Source organism: Couchioplanes azureus (assembly GCF_014648355.1).
Lineage (GTDB): Bacteria > Actinomycetota > Actinomycetes > Mycobacteriales > Micromonosporaceae > Actinoplanes > Actinoplanes azureus.
This window is the reverse complement of sequence record NZ_BMQY01000003.1, coordinates 677,764-697,361: the sequence shown is the minus strand read 5'-3', so window position 1 is coordinate 697,361 and position 19,598 is coordinate 677,764. Positions and strand designations below refer to the sequence as shown.

Genomic DNA, 19,598 nt, shown 5'->3' with positions numbered 1-19,598 from the left:
CGGCCGCCTAGGGCTCGGGCGCCCCGGGGGACTACCCTGGTCAATTGCCATGACTGAGACTTCGCAGAGCGCCGGGCCCCGCACCTACGACGTGCGTACCTACGGCTGCCAGATGAACGTGCACGACAGCGAGCGCATCTCCGGCCTGATGGAGGACGCGGGCTACGTCCGCGCCGCCGACGCGGACGCGGCGGACGTCGTGGTGTTCAACACCTGTGCGGTCCGCGAGAACGCGGACAACCGGCTCTACGGCAACCTCGGCCACCTGCGTCCCAGCAAGCTCAAGCACCCCGGCATGCAGATCGCGGTCGGCGGCTGCCTGGCCCAGAAGGACCGCGGCGACATCGTCAAGCGCGCGCCGTGGGTCGACGTCGTCTTCGGCACCCACAACATCGGTTCGCTGCCGGCGCTGCTCGAGCGCGCCCGGCACAACCAGGAGGCCGAGGTCGAGATCCTCGAGTCGCTGGAGGTGTTCCCGTCGACCCTGCCCACCAAGCGCGAGTCGACGTACGCCGGCTGGGTGTCGATCTCGGTCGGCTGCAACAACACCTGCACCTTCTGCATCGTGCCGTCGCTGCGCGGCAAGGAGAAGGACCGCCGGCCCGGCGAGATCCTGGCCGAGGTGGAGGCGCTGGCCCGCGAGGGCGTCCTCGAGGTCACCCTGCTCGGCCAGAACGTCAACTCGTACGGTGTCGAGTTCGGCGACCGCCTCGCCTTCGGCAAGCTGCTGCGCGCCTGCGGCGAGATCGACGGCCTGGAGCGCGTCCGGTTCACCAGCCCGCACCCCAAGGACTTCACCGACGACGTGATCGCGGCGATGGCCGAGACCCCCAACGTCTGCCACTCGCTGCACATGCCGCTGCAGTCCGGGTCCGACCGGGTGCTCAAGGCGATGCGCCGCAGCTACCGCTCGGAGAAGTTCCTCGGCATCATCGACAAGGTGCGGGCCGCGATGCCGGACGCCGCCATCACGACCGACATCATCGTCGGGTTCCCGGGCGAGACCGAGGACGACTTCGCGCAGACCCTCGAGGTGGTCCGGCAGGCGCGCTTCTCCAGCGCGTTCACCTTCCAGTATTCGAAGCGCCCGGGCACGCCCGCCGCGACGATGGACGAGCAGCTGCCGAAGCAGGTCGTCCAGGAGCGTTACGAGCGGCTGATCGCCACGCTCGAGGACATCACCTGGGCCGAGAACAAGCGCCTCGTGGGGGAGAAGGTCGAGGTCCTGGTCGCGGTCGGCGAGGGGCGCAAGGACGAGCGTACGGGCCGGATGAGCGGCCGGGCCCGCGACGGGCGGCTGGTGCACTTCGCCACCGGCGGCACCGCCCCGCGCCCCGGCGACGTGATCGAGACCGTGGTCACCTACGCGGCGCCGCACCACCTGAACGCCGACGGCGACCCGCTGAGCCACCGGCGCACCCGGGCGGGCGACGCGTACGAGGCCGGCCGCACCCCGCGCCTGCCCGGCGTCTCGCTGGGCCTGCCGAGCGTCGGCGTCCCGGCGCCCCTGCCCGCGCCGACCGGCGGCTGCTCCCTCTAGGTGGGCTCTGGGATAGCTCAACTCCATCTCCGTGCGGCCGATGGGACTGAGCGTGACGTCCCGTGGTTATGCCGTGGCCTCCCTCGGCGTCATCGCGGCGTACTTCGCGTTCCCGGCGGATCTGCGGTGGCTGCCGTTCCTGCTGGTGAGCTGCGCGGCGATCCCGGCGGTGGCGATCGGGCTGCGGCGTAGCCCGGTGGGCACGCGGCTGCCGTGGTGGCTGCTGCTGACCGCGGTCGGCCTGCTCAACGTGGCCAACGTGGCCTGGGCCTGGGCCACCTATCTCGCGCCGGAGCCGGTCCGCTACGACGTGGCCTCGGCCGGGCTCTACGCCCTCGGCTACCTCTTCCTGCTCGGCGACGCGGTCCTGATCGTCCTGCGCCGCGGCCGGCGCGACCTCGGCGGGGTGATCGACGCGGCGATCACCTTGCTGGCCCTCGGCGGGCTGCTGTGGGACGTCGTCTTCCTGCCCTTCCACCAGGCCGCGCACGTGCCGGTGACCGAGCAGGCGTTCCTGTTCATCGACGTCTTCGTCATGATGGGCATCCTCGGCGCCGTGCTGCGGGTCGCCCTGGTGTCGCGGCACCTCGTCGCCGTGTGGCTGCTCGCCGCGGGCCTCGCCGCCTGCCTGGTCGGCAACGTGGTCGCGGTGGTCGCCGCGGAGCCGGTCACCAACGCGCTGCCCGACTGGACGAACGTGCCGTTCCTGCTCGCGTACGTGTGCCTGGGGTCGGCCGCCCTGCACCCGACCGCCGTCCTGATCACCGAGCCGGGGCCGGAGCCCGCGGACGACCTGACGCCCGGCCGGTTGGTCTTCCTCGGCCTGATGATGGCCCTGATCCCGGTCGTCGGCGGCGGCCGGGCCCTGCTCGGTCTCCCGGTCGACGGGGTGCTGATCGCGGTCGGCTCCGCCGTGCTGGTCCCGCTCGTGATGCTGCGGGTCGGCCGGCTGGCGGCGCAGCGCCGCCGGGCCGAGCAGGAGCTGCTGCGGCTCGCCACCGTGGATCACCTGACCGGCCTGCCGAACCGGGCGGCCTGCCTGGAGCGCCTGGCCGCCGAGCTCGCCACGGATCCGGGGCGGCAGGCGGTGCTCTTCTGCGACCTGGACGGCTTCAAACCGGTCAACGACCGCCTCGGCCACGCCGCCGGAGACGCGCTTCTCGTCGCGGTCGCCGCCCGCCTGCGCGGCTCGGTCCGCGAGGAGGACCTGGTGAGCCGCTTCGGAGGCGACGAGTTCGTGGTCGTCTGCCACGCCGACGACCCGCGCGCCGCCGTCGAGGCGGTCTGCGAGCGGATCCGCAAGGTGGTCCGCGAGCCCATCGACGTCGGCGGCGAGCAGGTGCGGGTGGGCCTCAGCGTGGGTGTCGCCTTCGCCGGTCCGCGCGCCACCACCGACGACCTGATCAACCGCGCCGACCTGGCGATGTACGAGGCCAAGCAGTCGAAGGCCCTGGGAGAGCTCAGCCTCGCCCACGCCTGAGAAGGCCCGGCCCCGCGCCGTGGACGCGGGGCCGGACCTGTCCGGACCGCCTGCTCAGTTGGCCTGCTCGGCCAGGGCCAGGAACTGCTTCTTCGACGCGAGGGCCTGCTCGGCCTCCTTGATGCGCCGGCTGTCGCCGGCCGCCTGGGCCCGGGCCAGCCGCTGCTCCGCCTCGGCCACCTGCTCGCGCATCTGCCGCAGCAGCGGGTTGTCCTGCGGGGTGGTCTTGCGCCACGCCGAGTCCATCGCGACCCGGATGCGCTCCTCGGCCGCGCGCCAGCGCCGGTCCAGGGAGGCGGCCGACTCGCGCGGCACCCGGCCCGCGTCGTGCCATTCGGCCTGCGCGTCCCGCAGCTTGTTCTGCGCGGCGCGCGGGTCCGCGTCGACGTCGATCGCCTCGAGCTCGGCGAGGATGGCCTGCTTCTTCTCGAGGTTGCCCTGGTATTCGGCGTCGCGGGCCGAGAAGACCTCGCTGCGGCGGCTGAAGAACGTGTCCTGGGCCGCGCGGAAGCGTTCCCAGAGGCGCTGCTCGGCCTCCTTGGCGGCGCGCGGCGCCGCCTTCCACTCGCTCATCAGCTCCTTGAGCCGGGCCGCGGTCGGGCCCCACTCACTGGACTCGGCGAGGCTCTCCGCCTCCTTGACCAGCTCCTCCTTGGCGGACTGCGCCTGCTTGCGCTGACCGTCGAGGGTGGCGAAGTGCGCGCCGCGGCGGCGGGTGAAGCCGTCCCGGGCGGCGGCGAAGCGCTTCCACAGCTCGCCGTCGGTCTTCTTGTCGACGCCGCGGATCGTCTTCCACTCGTCGAGGATCTCCTTGAGCCGGTCGCCCGCGCTCTTCCAGCCGGTCGCCTCGGCGGCGATCGCCTCCGCCTCCTCGACCAGGGCGGTCTTGCGCGCCAGCGCCTCGGTGCGGGCCACCTCGCGGGCGGCCTTGGCCTCGCCGGCCTTCTCGTCGGCGATCGCGGCGAGCCGGTCCAGGCGGGCGGCCAGGCCGTCGATGTCGCCGACCACGTGCGCCTCGTCGAGGGTGGTGCGCAGCCGCTTGATGCTGGTCAGCGAGTGTGCCGCGTCGGCCGCGCCGGACTTCAGCCGGGCCTCCACGAGGTCGACCTCGGTGACCAGGTCCGCGAACCGCCGGGCGAAGTGGGCCAGGCCCTCCTCGGGCGTGCCCGCCTGCCATGAGCCGACCACCCGGTCGCCCTCGGCCGTCTTCACGTACACGGTGCCGTCGGCATCCACGCGCCCGAAGGTCGTCCAGTCGTTCATGAGCCCATCCTCGTTCTCCCGGCGGCTCGAGCCTCGCTGCCCGCGACCGCCGCCATAGCGCAGCCGAATGCCATCTTTCCACCGGCATTCTTTCTCGCGCATTGTCACAGGTCCAACCCGGTTCCGGGGAAGCGCCCGCGGATGACCGTGACCAGCCCGTTACGGTGGCTCCGTGCCATTGCTCCCGCCCCCCGGAGTCGTCGCCGTCGTCGGGCCGACGGCGGCCGGGAAGACCGCCCTCAGCCTCGCCCTCGCGCACGCCCTCGGCGGCGAGGTGGTGAACGCCGATTCGATGCAGCTCTATCGCGGTATGGACGTCGGTACGGCCAAACTCCCAGCCGGGGAGCGGGAGGGCGTGCCGCACCACGTCCTCGACATCTGGGACGTCACCTTCCCGGCGAGCGTCGCGGAGTACCAGGAGGCGGCCCGGGCGGCCGTGGCGGAGATCGCCGCGCGGGGCCGCGTACCCATCGTGGTGGGGGGTTCGGGGTTGTACGTGCGGGCCGTGCTGGAGGACTTCTCTTTTCCCGGCACGGATCCCGGCATTCGGGAACGGCTCGAGGCGGAGCTCGCCGAGACCGGCCCCGCGCGGCTGCACGAGCGGCTGCGCGCGGCCGACCCGGACGCCGCCGCGCGGATCCTCGAGTCCAACGGGCGCCGCATCGTGCGGGCCCTGGAGGTCATCGAGATGACGGGCGCACCCTTCACCGCGGCCCTGCCGGATCCGAAGCCCTACTACCCCAGCGTGCAGATCGGGGTGGACCGCGACACCGAGGAGCTCGACCGGCGGATCGCCGAGCGGGTCGACCTCATGTGGGCCGGCGGCCTGCTGGACGAGGTGCGCAAGCTGGACGCGGCGGGCCTGCGCGAGGGCCGCACGGCGAGCCGCGCCCTCGGATACCAGCAGGCCCTGGCCCAGCTCGACGGCGCGCTGACCGAGGAGGAGGCCAAGGCGGACACGGTCCGCGGCACCCGGCGCTTCGTCCGCCGCCAGCGCTCCTGGTTCCGCCGGGATCCGCGGATCACCTGGCTCGACGGCGCGTCGCCGTCGTGCACGGCGGAGGCGTTGGCGGCCTGCGAAGCGGCTACGGGATGATGGACCGCGTGTTGTTCACCAAGGGCCACGGCACCGGCAACGACTTCGTCATCCTGCCCGACCCCGACGGGGCGCTCGATCTCACGGCGTCGCTGGTCGCGGCGCTCTGCGACCGTCACCGCGGGATCGGCGCGGACGGCGTCCTGCGGGTCGTGCGCAGCGCCAAGCATCCGGACGGCGCGGGCCACGCGGGCGAGGCCGAGTGGTTCATGGACTACTGGAACGCCGACGGCTCGTCCGCCGAGATGTGCGGCAACGGGGTCCGGGTCTTCACCCGCTATCTGGTCGCCCGGGGTCTGGCGACCGCCGGCCCCGAGGGCCTGCCGGTCGCGACGCGATCGGGCGTCGTGCACGCGGTCGTCGGCGACCCGCTCATCTCCGTCCACATGGGCACCCCCCGGGTGTACGCCGGCAGCACCGCGACCGTGGGCCCGCTGACCGTGCCCGGGGTGGCCGTGGACTGCGGCAACCCGCACCTGGTCAGCGCGCTGCACGACGGCGTGGACCTGGCGTCGCTGGACCTGACCACGGCGCCCGGCCACGACACCGCCCTGTTCCCCGAGGGCGTCAACGTCGAGTTCACCACCCCCGGCGCGCCGGTCGACGGCGCCGATCTGCACGTACACATGCGCGTCCACGAGCGCGGCTCCGCCGAGACCCTCTCCTGCGGCTCCGGCGCCCTGGCCGTCGGCGCGGTCGCGCTGCGCGACGCGGGGCGCACGACCGGCGTGGTGGCGGTCGACGTGCCGGGCGGGCGGCTCACCGTGACCGCCGACGACCGGGGCCGCTGGTGGCTGGCGGGCCCGGCGGTGCTGGTGGCCACCGGCGAGATCGACGTGGCGGCGCTCGTCTGATGCCGGCGGATCGTTCGGCCGCACCGGATCGGATGGCGGCGCTGCACCGGGTCGCGCACCGCGGCTACTCCGCCGTCGCGCCCGAGAACACCCTGCCCGCCCTCGCGGCCGGGGTCCTCGCCGGGGCGACCTTCATCGAGTTCGACGTCCGCACCACCGCCGACGGCGTGCCGGTGGTGATCCACGACCGCACGGTCGACCGCACCACCGACGGCTCCGGCAAGGTCTGGGAGCTGACCCTCGACGAGATCTCCCGGCTCGACGCGGGATCCTGGTTCTCCCCGGCGTACGCGGGGGTCGGTGTGCCCCGGCTGACCGACGCGCTCGCGCTGCTGCGCCCGCACGCCGTCCTCGCGGACTCGGCGGACGACGCGGGCGTCACGCCGGAGGTGGCACCCCGCGTCGAGCTGCTGCTGGAGATCAAGCCGCCGGCCACCCTCGAGCAGGTGAAGATCATCGTCGGCCAGGTCGCCGACGCGGGGCTGCTCGGCCGTACGGTCGTGCAGAGCTTCGACCCGGCGATCGTGCGCCTCGTCGCCGAGGCCGCCCCGGACGTGCGCCGGGGTCTGCTGCGGGACGCGTTCGACGCCGCGCAGGTGGCGGTCGCCACGGAGCTGGGCGTCGTGCACTGCAACCCGTCCATGAACGCCGTGCTCGGCTCGCCGGGGACCGTCGCGGCGCTCGCGGAGGCCCGGGTGGCGGTCATGCCGTGGACGGCCAACGACATGACGCTCTGGCCGGACCTGGTGCGCTCCGGTGTGGCCGGCCTGATCACCGACCACACCGGGGAGCTGACCGGCTGGGCTCAGAACGTCTCTTCGGGAGCCTCGTCCAGCTCGGCGTGAGGCGTCGCGGCCGGGTTGTGCGGGGCCGGCGTGCCCTTGACCGTCGCCCGGATGGCGGCCGCCACCGCCGGCGTCACCCGCGAGTCGAAGACGCTGGGGATGATCACGGTCGGGTTGATCTTGTCCTCGCCGACCACGTTGGCGATGGCCATCGCCGCCGCCAGCGCCATCTCCTCGGTGAACTCCTCGGCGCTCACGTCCAGCATGCCGCGGAACACCCCGGGGAACGCCAGCACGTTGTTGATCTGGTTGGGCTGGTCGGAGCGGCCGGTGGCCACCACGGCGGCGTGCTGGCGCGCCTCCCGCGGGTCCACCTCGGGGTCCGGGTTGGCCAGCGCGAAGACGATCGACTTGTCGGCCATCTTGGCGATGTCGGCACCGGTCAGCAGGTTCGGGGCGCTGACCCCGATGAAGACGTCCGCGCCGGCGATCGCGCCGGGCAGGTCGCCGGAGTAGTTGTCGCGGTTGGTGTGGTCGGCGAGCCACTGCCAGGTCGGCGTCATGTCGGCCATGCCGCGGTGCAGGGCGCCCCTGCGGTCGTACGCGATGATGTCGCCCACGCCCTGGCGCAGCAGCAGCTTCATGATCGCAGTTCCCGCGGCCCCCGCGCCGGAGACGACGACCCTGACGTCGGCGAGGTTCTTGCCCACGACCCGCAGCGCGTTCGTCAGCGCGGCCAGCACGCAGATCGCCGTCCCGTGCTGGTCGTCGTGGAACACCGGGATGTCCAGCAGCTCCCGCAGGCGCATCTCGATCTCGAAGCAGCGCGGCGCGGCGATGTCCTCCAGGTTGATGCCGCCGTACGCCGGAGCGATCGCCCGGACGATGTTGACGATCTCGTCGGTGTCCTGGGTGTCGAGCACGACCGGCCAGGCGTCGACCCCGCCGAAGCGCTTGAAGAGCGCCGCCTTGCCCTCCATCACCGGCATCGCCGCGGCCGGGCCGATGTTGCCCAGCCCGAGCACGGCCGAGCCGTCGCTGACCACCGCGACCGTGTTGCGCTTGATGGTCAGCCGACGGGCGTCGGCCGGGTTCTCCGCGATGGCCATGCACACCCGCGCCACGCCCGGCGTGTACGCCCGGGACAGCTCGTCACGGTTGCGCAGCGCGACCTTCGACGACACCTCGATCTTGCCGCCCAGGTGCAGCAGGAAGGTCCGGTCGGAGACCTTGCGGACGTCGACGCCGTCCTGCTCCTCCAGGTTCTTGACGACCTGGTCGGCGTGGGTCGAGTCGGCGGTGTCGCAGGTGAGGTCGACCAGGACCCGGCCCGGGTCGGAGTCCACCACGTCGAGCGCCGTCACGATGGCGCCCGCCTCACCCACACACGTGGTGAGCCGGCCGATGGACGAGGCGTCGGCGGTCACGGCGATCCGGATCGTGATCGAGAATCCTGCGCTGGGCAGGCGGGTGGTCACCACGGAAGTCCCTCCGTCGTCAGCGGGTGAAGGTTCATATTCTCCCGCCGCGGGAATGCCGGTGGACATCGCGGTGGTTACTGGTGAGTCAGACACTCTGCGACAACGCCCCGCCGCGTTATGTGGATGCGCCCGGTACCCCCGGCATGCCACGATCGGGCGGAGGAGGTCACCTTTTGCGAACTGAGCTTTTCGAACCCGACGTCACCACCGGTGAGCTGGAACTGGAGGAGAGGCACTCGCTGCGGCGGGTCGCCGGTCTCTCCACCGAGCTCACGGACATCACCGAGGTCGAGTACAGGCAGCTGCGGCTCGAGCGAGTAGTCCTGGTCGGCGTCTGGACCGAGGGCAGCGTCGCCGACGCGGAGAACTCGCTGAGCGAGCTCGCCGCGCTGGCCGAGACCGCCGGCTCCCAGGTGCTCGAGGGCCTCATCCAGCGCCGCTCCCGCCCCGACTCGGCCACCTTCATCGGCCGCGGCAAGGTGGAGGAGCTGCGCGACGTGGTCATCTCCACGGGCGCCGACACGGTCATCTGCGACGGCGAGCTCTCCCCGTCCCAGCTGCGCAACCTGGAGCAGCAGACCAAGGTCAAGGTCGTCGACCGTACGGCGCTGATCCTCGACATCTTCGCCCAGCACGCGAAGAGCAAGGAAGGTAAGGCGCAGGTCGAGCTGGCCCAGCTGCAGTACCTGCTCCCGCGGCTGCGAGGCTGGGGTGAGTCGCTCTCCCGGCAGGGCGGTGGTGCCGGCGGCGGCGCCGGCGGTGGCGGCGTGGGCACGCGCGGTCCCGGTGAGACGAAGCTGGAGACCGACCGGCGCCGGATCAACCACCGCATCGCCAAGCTGCGGCGCGAGATCAAGGCCATGCGCACCGTACGCCAGACCAAGCGCTCCCGCCGCGCCAGCAGCGGCGTGCCGGCCGTGGCCATCGCGGGCTACACCAACGCGGGCAAGTCCAGCCTGCTCAACCGCCTGACCTCGGCGGGCGTCCTGGTCGAGGACGCGCTGTTCGCGACCCTCGACCCGACCACCCGGCGCACGGCGGCGGAGGACGGGCGCGTCTTCACCCTCTCGGACACGGTCGGCTTCGTCCGCCACCTGCCGCACCAGATCGTCGAGGCGTTCCGCTCGACGCTGGAGGAGGTCTCGTACGCCGACCTCGTCGTGCACGTGGTCGACGGCGCCCACCCGGACCCCGAGGGCCAGGTCACCGCGGTCCGCGAGGTCCTCGGCGAGGTCGGCGCCGACCGGATCCCCGAGCTGCTGGTGGTCAACAAGATCGACGCCGCAGACGAGGAGACGATGCTGCGCCTCAAGCGCGCCTGGCCCGACGCGGTCTTCGTCTCGGCCCGCTCGGGGCAGGGCATCGCCGACCTGCACGCGGCCATCGCCCAGCGGCTGCCGCGCCCGGCGGTGGACCTGCGGGTGCTCCTGCCGTACGACCGGGGCGATCTGGTGGCGCGAATCCACCGGAAGGGGCAGGTTCTCGACACCCGGCACACGGAAGAGGGAACCGAGCTCCGGGTCCGCGTCGACGAGCAGCTGGCGGCTGAGCTGGAGCAGTTCCGGGTCTGACGGTCTCGGCCCGGGCGACAGGCCCGGGCCGGGCGGTCCGGCCGTCGCCGTGCCCAGCGCGGAGGCGGCCCGGCACCTGCCTCCTCCACCGCCCGGTACCTGCCCCCTCCACCGGCCCGTCACCCCGGTCTGTGATCACCTTGTCCTGTGGCCTCCCACCTGGCCTTCGGTCCACCTCAGGCCTTCGCCGCGGGGCCTCCGCTCTTCACCCGCGCCCTCGCCGTCACCGGGCGTCTCTTCTCGCTACCGCTCTGTCCCGCCCGGGTCCTCGCGGCCAGGGCGGTGCGGGCTTGGCGTGCCCCGGACTCGCCCCCCGGCTCGGCGCCCCCGGGCTCGGCGCCGCCCCAGGCTCGGCGCGCCCCGGGTGACCAGGCTTGATCTACGCGTAACGCCGGTTCGTGACCGCGCATGCGACACTGATCGGATGCGGCGTCTCGTGTTCCCGGCCATCGTGGCCTCCGGGCTGGTGGTGGCGGGTGCGGTGCCCGCCGCTGCCGAGCCGGCCCCCGCGGCCACCGCGGCGAAGGCTGCGGCCGGCAAGAAGGTGTGCAAGGTCACCGATCCGCTCCTCAACGAGCTCTCGGGCATCGTCGCCACGGACGACGGCTACGTCGTGATCAACGACAGCACCGACGCGCAGCGCCAGAAGGTCTTCTTCCTGGACAAGGACTGCGGCATCACCAAACAGGTGCCGTTCAGCGGCAACGGCCCCCGCGACACCGAGGACCTGATCCTGTCGCCGGACGGCAAGACGCTGTGGATCGCCGACACCGGTGACAACAACGTACGCACCAAGTCGGCCGAGCCCCGCGAGACGATCAGCCTCTGGTCCATGCCGGCCGACGGCTCCAAGAAGCCCAAGATCCACCGTCTCGCGTACCCGGCCGGCGACCGGCACGACGCCGAGGCCCTGCTCCTCGACGGCACCGGCAAGCCGATCATCGTCACCAAGGAGATCACCGGCCCGGCGCAGCTCTACACGCCCACGTCCGCGCTCAAAACGGACAACACCGACGGCGTACTGCTCAAGAAGGTCGGCCAGGTCGAGCTGCCCCGCACCGACACGCCGGGCACGTCCTTCGCCCGGCTGGCACAGAGCGTGGTCACCGGCGGCGCGGTCGCTCCCGGCGGCGGCAAGGTGGTGCTCCGGACGTACCTGGACGCCTTCGAATGGGATGTCACCAACGGTGACGTGATCGCCGCGCTGAAGCAGAAGCCGCGAGGAACGGGCCTGCCCAACGAGCCGTTCGGCGAGGCGATCACCTACAGCCCCGACGGCAAGACGTTCGCCACGGTCTCCGACTTCGGCCAGCAGGAAGACCAGGAGACCGACAACTACATCCTGCGCTACACGCCGGCCACCACGATCGCCCAGGCCAGCACCAAGGCCGCCAAGGACACGAAGTCGGCCGCCGGCCCGAGCTGGTACTCCGATCTCAGCCTCTCCGACATCACCTACCTCGTCGGCGGCGTCGGCGTGCTGGGCGCCATCCTGGTCGGCGCGGGCGTCTTCGGCATCATGCGCTCCCGCCGGAAGCCCCAGCCGGAGAAGACGGAGAAGGACCCGGACGCCACCGGCCCGGACCCGCTGGACGCGGAAACGGAGCTGTTGACCGTCGGCGGCTCCGCACCGAAGGGCGGCGTCTACGGCGCGGGCGCCGCATCAGCCCCCGGCGTGTACGGCGCCAAGCAAGCCCCCAAGGCAGGCGGCGTCTACGGAGGCGCGCCGGCCCGCCCCGGCGGCGCCGCCCAGCCAGCCCCGGCCGGCGGCGCCCAAGGTCGTCCCGGCACGGTCCACGGCCGTCCGCAAGCCGGTCAGCCGGGTGGGCCCGGCACTGCCCAGCCCGGTCGTCCTGGCGCTGGCCCGGGCGCTGCCCAGCCGGGTCGTCCTGGCGCTGCCTCGGGCGCTGCCCAGCCGGGTCGTCCTGGCGCTGCCTCGGGCGCTGCCCAGCCGGGTCGTCCTGGCGCTGCTCAGGCGGGTGGTCCCGGCGCGGTGCAGTCGGGTCGTCCCGGTGCCGGCTCGGGCGTTGCTCAGCCGGGTGGTCCGGGCGCCGCGCAGCCGGGTCGTCCCGGCGTCGCCCAGTCGGGTGGTTCCGGCGTCGCCCAGTCGGGTGGTCCCGGCGCTGTTCAGTCGGTTGGTCCCGGCGCCGCGCAGCCGGGTGGTCCCGCTGCCCAGCCGGGTCGTCCGGGCGGCGGTCCGCAGGGCCGCCCCGGTGGCGGCGGTCAGCCGTCGGCCGGGAGCCAGCCCGCCGCGCGTCCCACGAGTGGCCAGCCCGCACGTCCGGGCGCCGGCCAGCCCGCCGCTCGCCCCACGAGTGGCCAGCCGGTACGTCCCGGCGGAGGACAACCGGTCCATCCCAACGCCGGCCAGCCCGGCCGCCCCGGAGGCGTGGCGCAGCCCGGTCGTCCTAGCGGCACCGCCCAGCCGAGCCGCCCTAGTGGCGCCGCCCAGCCAGGCCGTCCCAGCGGCGCTGCCCAGGCCGGTCTCGCTAACGGCGCGGCGCAGCCGGGCCGCTCCAGTGGCACCGCCCAGCCCGGTGCCCAGCCCAGTCGTCTCAGCGGCGTGGCCCAGCCGGGTCGCCCCGCCGGCGCAGCTCGGCCCGGCGGCTCGGGCGGCGCGGCGCAGCCCGGCGGCTCGGGCGGCGTGGCGCAGGCCGGCCGGCCGCAAGGCGCCGCACCGACCCGCCCGGCCCAGGGCGGACAACCTGGCAACCGACCCACCGGAAACGCCATCTCCAGCGCCCCCGCCTCCGGCGGCTCTGCTTCCGGTAGCCCGTCCTCGAGCGGTCGCGGAGGAAGCGTCTACGGCACCCCGCCATCGTCCTCGGCGGCAGCTCCGCCGTCGTGGCCTCCGGCCTCGCCGCCGGCAGGCTGAGGGCGCCCCGCGACCCTGGAGGACCCTGGCCACGGAGGCTCCGCACAGGGCCGAAAACCCCGTTCCTCCGCCGAGCGACCTCCGGACCACGCCGGCGTCGTCGAGGTGCCCGGCTGTGCGGCGCGCCGCCGCGCCCACTGCACCCGCGAGCGAAGCGGACATGGGCGAGGCCGGCGCCGTGAGACCGGCGCGGGCCCGGCTGGCGCAGGTGAGGTCGGCGTGGGTGAGACCGGCGTGGCCCGGGCTGGCGTGGGTGAGACCGGCGTGGCCCGGGCTGGCGTGGGTGAGACCGGCGTGGCCCGGGCTGGCGTGGGTGAGACCGGCGTGGCCCGGGCTGGCGTGGGTGAGACCGGCGTGGCCCAGGCAAGCGCGGGCGAGACCGGCGCAGGCGGGGCCGGCGACCGCGGCCACGGTGTCGTGGCTCGATGGTCCGGCGTGCCGATCGGGTTCACCGAGCGCGGCCACGGAATCCGTCAGACCCGGCGCAGCACCGCCACGACCCGGCCCATCACTGTCGCGTCGTCGCCCGGGATGGGGTCGAACGCCGGGTTGGCCGGCATCAGCCACACGTGGCCGTCCCGCTGCCGGTAACTCTTGACCGTCGCCTCGCCGTCGATCATGGCAGCGACGATGTCGCCGACGTTCGCCGTGGGTTGTTGGCGTACCACGACCCAGTCCCCGTTGCAGATGGCCGCGTCGATCATCGAGTCGCCCTTGACCTCCAGCATGAAGACCTCGCCCTCGCCGACGAGCTCGCGCGGCAGCGGGAAGAAGTCCTCGACCGCCTGCTCGGCCAGGATGGGGCCACCGGCGGCGATCCGGCCGACCAGTGGCACATACGCCGGGGCCGGGCGGGCCGTGCGCAGCGCCTCGTCGTCGACCATGTCGCTCGGCGAACGCACGTCGACCGCGCGGGGCCGGTTGGGGTCGCGGCGCAGGAAACCCTTCTTCTCGAGCTCCTTCAGCTGGTAGGCGACGCTGGAGGGTGAGACGAGCCCGACCGCCTCACCGATCTCCCGGACGCTCGGGGGATAGCCGTAGCGCTCCACCCAGTCCTTGATGAACTCCAGGATGCGCCGCTGCCGGGCGGTCAGGTCGGCGGTGACCAGGTCCGGGAACTGGCTGACCACCGGTGTGACCGAGCGGAGCTGCGGCGCGTCGGCGCTGCGGGCCCGGGCCGGGCTGCGGCGCCGCATGGCCGCCTTGACGTTCGTGGCCTCGGACTTCGAGTCCTTCTGATCCTGCCGGCTCGTCCGGTCGTCGGTCGACACGTCCGCCCTCCTTGTCGGCCACGGCCTCACAGGCCCGTGGTCTGCTCGCGGAGCCGGACCTGCGCCGTGGGGATGGACGTCTGTCCGGCTGACCCCTCTTGATGGAGAACCGTATCGGCGGGGTACGACAGATTCAAACATCTGTACGACTTTCTCGCGGCGTGTCGCCCGGAAGTGCTCGACTTCCGTACGCCTGTTCTGATACACCGTCGTACGGACGTTCGATCGAACGCCCGTACGAAGATCGTCCGCGAGGAAAGGTATTTGCCGTGGTAGCCACCGGTGTGCGTCCGGGTCGTCCCGCTCCACTGCGGTTGACGCGGCGAGGTCGGATCGTCCTGCTGACCCTCTTCTTCCTCCTGGCCTCCCTCGCCAGCGCTGTGTTGTGGACCACTGCCTCACGCGCCGACGAAACGCCGGCAGGTCCCGCCGCCGTGGTCGTGGTGCAGCCCGACGACACGCTCTGGTCCGTCGCCGAACGGGCCGCTCCCGGTCGTGCGCCGCGAGAGGTGATCGCCGAGATCCGCGCCCTCAACGGCATCGAGCACTCCTATGTGTACGCCGGGGAGACACTGATCGTCCCGCCCCCGAACTGACCCGCCGTCGCGGCGACCCCGCCGAGCGGTCAGATGTCCGAACGGCGGCCGCGGGCGCCGCCGTCCGAAAGGGCCCAACCTGGCCGCGAGCGAACGCCGCGCCGAGCAAGGATCGGCTCCCCGTGGCAGCGCGGGGTCGTGAAGGTCGCCCGCCGCAGCGCAGGCCGTCGGAGGTCGCCCGCCGCAGCGCAGGCCGTCGGGGGTCGCCCGCCGCAGCGCGGGCTGTCAAGGTTCCTGCCATCGCGGGCGTTGACGGGGCTCTCGACGGTGCGAGCTGTCAACGGCACTCACTGCGGCGCGGGCTGTGGAGGTCGCTCGCCATGGCTCGGATGTGAAAGGCGTTGGCCGCGGTGCGAGCCGTAGAAGGCGCTCGCCGCAGCGCGAGCCGTTGAAGGCCGTCCGCACCGCCAAGTCCGCCCTGCTGAGCCCGCCCTGCTGAGCCCCCCCCCAGCTGAGGCCGCCCCGCTGAGGCCGCCCCGCCGCTGGCCGTCCAAGGTCGACTGCCGGGCCGAATGTCGTCCGGTCGAGCGCAACGCCGACGGCACGCCGTGATCCAGAGCCGCCGGACCGAACTCGCCGTCCGGCGTGTCCCGCGCGACAGGGCGCCGCCGGAGAGCCGGGCGCGAACCACGGGCCGGTGCGGAGTCGTCGCTATCCATCGTCATGGTGATCGAGTCGGACGCGTCGCGCTCGCCTCAGACCCGGCGATCAAGGCGATCCGGTGCTGGCCGTGACTGCCGCGGTACCGGTCGTGTTGAGGTAGAAAATACGGCGCGCCGACGCGCCGGTGAACTTGCGCCGGGGTCCCCGGCGGCCTAACGTCGACCCCAACATCTAGTAGTTACAAGGGTGTAAGTCGTCCACAGGTTGGGGTCGGGTCCCACCGTCATCCACAGGTTCGTCCACAGCTCCGAGGCGGAAAATGATCACCGCGGAGCTGGGTGAGGCGTGCCCGGGTTGCGGGGGAGCGCCGCGGTCAACTCCCTGGGATGGCGGGCCCCGGCGACAGGAGGTCAGCGGTGCGGTGCCCGTACTGCCGCCACGCGGATTCCCGCGTGGTCGACTCGCGCGAGGCCGACGACGGTCAGCTGATCCGTCGCCGTCGGTCCTGCCCCGAGTGCGGCAAGCGGTTCACCACCGTGGAGGAGGCCGTGCTCGCGGTGGTCAAGCGCAGCGGTGTCACCGAGCCCTTCAGCCGGACCAAGATCATGAGTGGGGTGCGCAAGGCCTGTCAGGGACGTCCCGTCGACGAGGACTCGATCGCCCTGCTGGCGCAGCGGGTCGAGGAGACCGTCCGGGCCCGGGGAGCGGCCGAGGTGCCGAGCCACGACGTCGGGCTGGCCATCCTCACCCCGCTGCGCGAGCTGGACCAGGTCGCCTATCTCCGGTTCGCCAGCGTCTACAAGGCATTCGATTCTCTCGACGAGTTCGAGCGGGAGATCACGGAGTTGCGGGAGGCCGCGACGAGCAAGGAGTCGGCGGTGCGGCATGTCGTCACTCCCCGTGCCGGAGGCCGCGCACCCAAGGTCGGTGACCGCGCGCCGTAAGCACCGGGGGCGTCGGCCGGGTGCACAGGCGAGGACGTCCCCAAGCCCCGGCGAGCCGGTGCCGGGCGACCGCAGGGCGCAGAGCGGAAGCACCGGCATGCACGGGCAGCCACATGCACACAGGGCGGAGATGCCGCCCGGAAGACAGTGAAGGGCCGGGCGGCCGCAGGTAGGGCGCGAGATGACGAACCGTTGCCACGGGGCGCCGCGCGTACCAGAGGGCTTGAAAGATGGCGCGGCCACGGCCGTGCCGATGTCGGGAAAGTTGGGTCGCGGTGGGGAAGCCGCGATCGTTCGAGGGGGAGCACACATGGCCGGTGACGGCATGACAGCAGGTAGGCAGCGCAGCCGCGCTGGTAACGGGGGCGCCGCGGTCGGGGGGCTGCGCGTCGAGCGGGTCTGGACGACCGAGGGTGTCCACCCCTACGACGAGGTCGAGTGGGAACGCCGCGACGTCGTGATGACGAACTGGCGGGACGGCTCGATCAACTTCGAGCAGCGCGGGGTCGAGTACCCCGACTTCTGGAGCGTCAACGCCGCCAACATCGTCACCACCAAGTACTTCCGGGGTGCGGTCGGCACGCCGGAGCGCGAGTGGTCGCTCAAGCAGCTCATCGACCGGGTGGTGAAGACCTACCGCAAGGCGGGCGAGGACCACCGCTACTTCGCCTCCCCGGCCGACGCCGAGGTGTTCGAGCACGAGCTGACCTGGATGCTGCTGCACCAGGTGTTCAGCTTCAACTCGCCGGTCTGGTTCAACGTCGGCACCTCGTCGCCGCAGCAGGTCAGCGCCTGTTTCATCCTGTCCGTGGACGACTCGATGGACTCGATCCTGGACTGGTACAAGGAAGAGGGTCTGATCTTCAAGGGCGGCTCGGGCTCCGGGGTGAACCTCTCCCGGATCCGCTCCTCCAAGGAGCTGCTCTCCTCCGGCGGCACGGCCAGCGGCCCGGTCAGCTTCATGCGCGGCGCCGACGCCAGCGCCGGGACGATCAAGTCCGGTGGCGCCACCCGGCGCGCGGCCAAGATGGTCATCCTCGACGTCGACCACCCCGACATCGAGGAGTTCGTCACCACCAAGGCCCGCGAAGAGGACAAGATCCGCGCGCTGCGGGACGCCGGCTTCGACATGGACCTCGGCGGCAGCGACATCGTCTCCGTCCAGTACCAGAACGCCAACAACTCGGTCCGCGTCAGCGACGAGTTCATGCGCGCGGTCGAGGAGGGCGGCACGTTCGACCTGCGCGGCCGCCTGCACGGCGAGGTCATCGAGACCATCGACGCCAAGAAGCTCTTCACCGAGATCGCCAAGGCCGCGTGGGAGTGCGCCGACCCCGGCCTGCAGTACGACGACACCATCAACGACTGGCACACCAACCCCGAGACCGGCCGCATCACCGCGTCGAACCCGTGCTCGGAGTACATGTCGCTGGACGACTCGTCCTGCAACCTGGCGTCGCTCAACCTGATGAAGTTCCTCAACGCCGACGGCGGCTTCGAGGTGCAGAAGTTCGTCAAGAGCGTCGAGCTCGTCATCACCGCCATGGAGATCTCCATCGCGTTCGCGGACTTCCCCACCCCGAAGATCGGCGAGACCACGCGGGCCTACCGCCAGCTCGGCATCGGGTACGCGAACCTGGGCGCGCTGCTGATGGCGTCCGGCCAGCCGTACGACTCGGAGTCCGGCCGCGGGCTCGCCGCGGCCATCACCTCGCTGATGACCGGTACGGCCTACCGCCGCTCCGCGGAGATCGCCGGCGTCGTCGGACCGTACGACGGCTACGCCCGCAACGCCGAGGCGCACAAGCGCGTCATGCGCAAGCACGCGGCCGCCAACGACGAGATCCGCCCGAGCGGCCCGGTCGCGACGGCGCTGGTCAAGGAAGCCACCAGGCAGTGGCAGGACGGCATCAAGATCGGCGAGAAGAACGGCTGGCGCAACGCCCAGGCGTCCGTGCTCGCGCCGACCGGCACCATCGGCCTGATGATGGACTGCGACACCACCGGCATCGAGCCCGACCTGGCCCTGGTCAAGTTCAAGAAGCTCGTCGGCGGCGGCTCCATGCAGATCGTCAACCAGACGGTGCCGCGCGCCCTGCGCAGCCTCGGCTACCCCGAGGAGCAGGTGGAGGCGATCGTCGAGCACATCGGCGACCACGGCAACGTCGTCGACGCCCCGGGCCTCAAGCCGGAGCACTACCCGGTGTTCGACTGCGCCATGGGCGAGCGGTCCATCGCCCCGATGGGCCACGTCCGGATGATGGCCGCCGTGCAGCCGTTCATCTCCGGCGCGATCTCCAAGACGGTCAACATGCCGGAGTCGGCGACCGTCGAGGACATCGAGCACATCCACTTCCAGGGCTGGAAGCTGGGCCTCAAGGCGCTGGCGATCTACCGCGACAACTGCAAGGTGGGCCAGCCGCTGTCCGCGGCGAAGCCCAACAAGGCGGTCGAGGAGAAGACCGAGGCGCAGGCCGAGAAGGTCGTGGAGAAGGTCGTCGAGTACCGCCCGGTCCGCAAGCGGCTGCCGAAGAAGCGCCCGTCGCAGACGGTGTCGTTCTCGGTCGGCGGCGCCGAGGGCTACCTCACCGCGTCGTCCTACCCGGACGACGGCCTCGGCGAGGTCTTCCTCAAGATGTCCAAGCAGGGCTCCACCCTCGCGGGCGTCATGGACGCCTTCTCCGTGGCGATCTCCATAGGGCTCCAGTACGGCGTGCCGCTGGAGACGTACGTCAGCAAGTTCACCAACATGCGCTTCGAGCCGGCCGGCATGACCGACGACCCGGACGTCCGCATGGCCGCGTCGGTGATGGACTACATCTTCCGCCGCCTGGCGCTGGACTTCCTGCCCTACGACACCCGCGCCGAGCTCGGCATCTTCACCGCCAAGGAGCGCGCGGCCCAGGTCGCGGCCGAGGCGGCGGCCGAGGCCGCGAACGTGGACCTGGCCGGCATGGCGGCGTCCGCCCCGGTGTCGGCCCCGGTCGGCGCCGCGTCCACCCCGGCGGCTCCCGCGCCGGCCCCGGCGGCTCCGGCTGCCGAGGCGCAGGCGCCGGCCGAGGCCGAGAAGGAGGCGCACTCCTCGACGGAGCTGCTCGAGATCGTGCTGGGAACGTCCGCGGACGCGCCGCTGTGCTTCACCTGCGGCACGAAGATGCGCCCGGCCGGTAGCTGCTACGTGTGCGAGGGATGCGGGTCGACGTCCGGCTGCAGCTGACGTCTTGACGTGATGCCTCCCA

13 protein-coding genes are annotated in these 19,598 nt (G+C 72.4%); 10 read left to right on the top strand and 3 right to left on the bottom strand.

What is annotated here, in order from left to right:
- Positions 1-49 precede the first annotated feature (49 nt).
- Together miaB and IEY99_RS14395 are read left to right on the top strand one after the other, a co-directional pair.
- Positions 50-1,540, top strand: a complete 1,491-nt coding sequence (gene miaB, locus IEY99_RS14400) for a tRNA (N6-isopentenyl adenosine(37)-C2)-methylthiotransferase MiaB (protein ID WP_189203282.1) — start codon at positions 50-52, stop codon at positions 1,538-1,540.
- Between the two features lie 52 nt (positions 1,541-1,592).
- Positions 1,593-3,020, top strand: coding sequence for a GGDEF domain-containing protein (locus IEY99_RS14395; RefSeq protein ID WP_189203280.1), 1,428 nt, complete (start codon positions 1,593-1,595; stop codon positions 3,018-3,020).
- A 54-nt stretch (positions 3,021-3,074) separates the two neighbouring features.
- On the opposite strand, the gene IEY99_RS14390 is transcribed toward IEY99_RS14395, so the two are convergent.
- Positions 3,075-4,283, bottom strand: a complete 1,209-nt coding sequence (locus tag IEY99_RS14390; RefSeq protein ID WP_189203278.1) for a DUF349 domain-containing protein — start codon at positions 4,281-4,283, stop codon at positions 3,075-3,077.
- Between the two features lie 172 nt (positions 4,284-4,455).
- Here IEY99_RS14390 and miaA point away from each other — a divergent pair, with 172 nt between their 5' ends.
- From miaA to IEY99_RS14375, 3 genes are read left to right on the top strand one after another with little or no spacing between them, the layout of a single operon-like run.
- Complete coding sequence (miaA, locus tag IEY99_RS14385; protein WP_189203276.1) at positions 4,456-5,379, top strand: tRNA (adenosine(37)-N6)-dimethylallyltransferase MiaA; 924 nt, start codon at positions 4,456-4,458, stop codon at positions 5,377-5,379.
- Positions 5,380-5,387: 8 nt separating this feature from the next.
- The gene (gene dapF, locus IEY99_RS14380) at positions 5,388-6,233 is read left to right on the top strand and encodes a diaminopimelate epimerase (RefSeq protein WP_189203274.1); all 846 of its coding nucleotides are present in this window, start codon (positions 5,388-5,390) and stop codon (positions 6,231-6,233) included.
- On the top strand, positions 6,233-7,078 hold the full coding sequence (locus IEY99_RS14375) for a glycerophosphodiester phosphodiesterase (RefSeq protein ID WP_189203272.1): 846 nt from the start codon (positions 6,233-6,235) through the stop codon (positions 7,076-7,078). The genes dapF and IEY99_RS14375 overlap by 1 nt, the downstream gene beginning before the upstream one ends.
- Here the strand turns inward: IEY99_RS14375 and IEY99_RS14370 are convergent.
- Positions 7,039-8,499, bottom strand: a complete 1,461-nt coding sequence (locus IEY99_RS14370; protein WP_189203270.1) for an NAD-dependent malic enzyme — start codon at positions 8,497-8,499, stop codon at positions 7,039-7,041. The genes IEY99_RS14375 and IEY99_RS14370 overlap by 40 nt on opposite strands.
- A gap of 173 nt (positions 8,500-8,672) precedes the next feature.
- On the opposite strand from IEY99_RS14370, the gene hflX reads away from it, so the two are divergent.
- Both hflX and IEY99_RS14360 read left to right on the top strand, forming a co-directional pair.
- Complete coding sequence (gene hflX / locus IEY99_RS14365; RefSeq protein ID WP_229798653.1) at positions 8,673-10,070, top strand: GTPase HflX; 1,398 nt, start codon at positions 8,673-8,675, stop codon at positions 10,068-10,070.
- 424 nt (positions 10,071-10,494) lie between these two features.
- Complete coding sequence (locus IEY99_RS14360) at positions 10,495-12,945, top strand: hypothetical protein (RefSeq protein WP_189203268.1); 2,451 nt, start codon at positions 10,495-10,497, stop codon at positions 12,943-12,945.
- Between the two features lie 473 nt (positions 12,946-13,418).
- On the opposite strand, the gene lexA is transcribed toward IEY99_RS14360, so the two are convergent.
- A complete protein-coding gene (gene lexA, locus IEY99_RS14355) occupies positions 13,419-14,141 on the bottom strand; it encodes a transcriptional repressor LexA (protein WP_229798697.1) in 723 nt (240 codons plus the stop codon).
- A 389-nt stretch (positions 14,142-14,530) separates the two neighbouring features.
- Here lexA and IEY99_RS34215 point away from each other — a divergent pair, with 389 nt between their 5' ends.
- From IEY99_RS34215 to IEY99_RS14340, 3 genes are all read left to right on the top strand, one after another.
- The gene (locus IEY99_RS34215; RefSeq protein ID WP_229798651.1) at positions 14,531-14,812 is read left to right on the top strand and encodes a LysM peptidoglycan-binding domain-containing protein; all 282 of its coding nucleotides are present in this window, start codon (positions 14,531-14,533) and stop codon (positions 14,810-14,812) included.
- 1,019 nt (positions 14,813-15,831) lie between these two features.
- A complete protein-coding gene (gene nrdR, locus IEY99_RS14345) occupies positions 15,832-16,359 on the top strand; it encodes a transcriptional regulator NrdR (protein ID WP_189203262.1) in 528 nt (175 codons plus the stop codon).
- Between the two features lie 310 nt (positions 16,360-16,669).
- Positions 16,670-19,576, top strand: a complete 2,907-nt coding sequence (locus tag IEY99_RS14340; RefSeq protein ID WP_189203260.1) for a vitamin B12-dependent ribonucleotide reductase — start codon at positions 16,670-16,672, stop codon at positions 19,574-19,576.
- Positions 19,577-19,598: the final 22 nt, after the last annotated feature.

What these genes read in the sequence shown, in the direction of transcription:
- lexA (WP_229798697.1), bottom strand. Translation starts at nt 14,141, where the DNA reads ATGCGGCGCCGCAGCCCGGCCCGGGCCCGCAGCGCCGACGCGCCGCAG.
- miaB (WP_189203282.1), top strand. Translation starts at nt 50, where the DNA reads ATGACTGAGACTTCGCAGAGCGCCGGGCCCCGCACCTACGACGTGCGT.
- IEY99_RS14340 (WP_189203260.1), top strand. Translation starts at nt 16,670, where the DNA reads ATGGCCGGTGACGGCATGACAGCAGGTAGGCAGCGCAGCCGCGCTGGT.
- IEY99_RS14375 (WP_189203272.1), top strand. Translation starts at nt 6,233, where the DNA reads ATGCCGGCGGATCGTTCGGCCGCACCGGATCGGATGGCGGCGCTGCAC.
- IEY99_RS14360 (WP_189203268.1), top strand. Translation starts at nt 10,495, where the DNA reads ATGCGGCGTCTCGTGTTCCCGGCCATCGTGGCCTCCGGGCTGGTGGTG.
- IEY99_RS14390 (WP_189203278.1), bottom strand. Translation starts at nt 4,283, where the DNA reads ATGAACGACTGGACGACCTTCGGGCGCGTGGATGCCGACGGCACCGTG.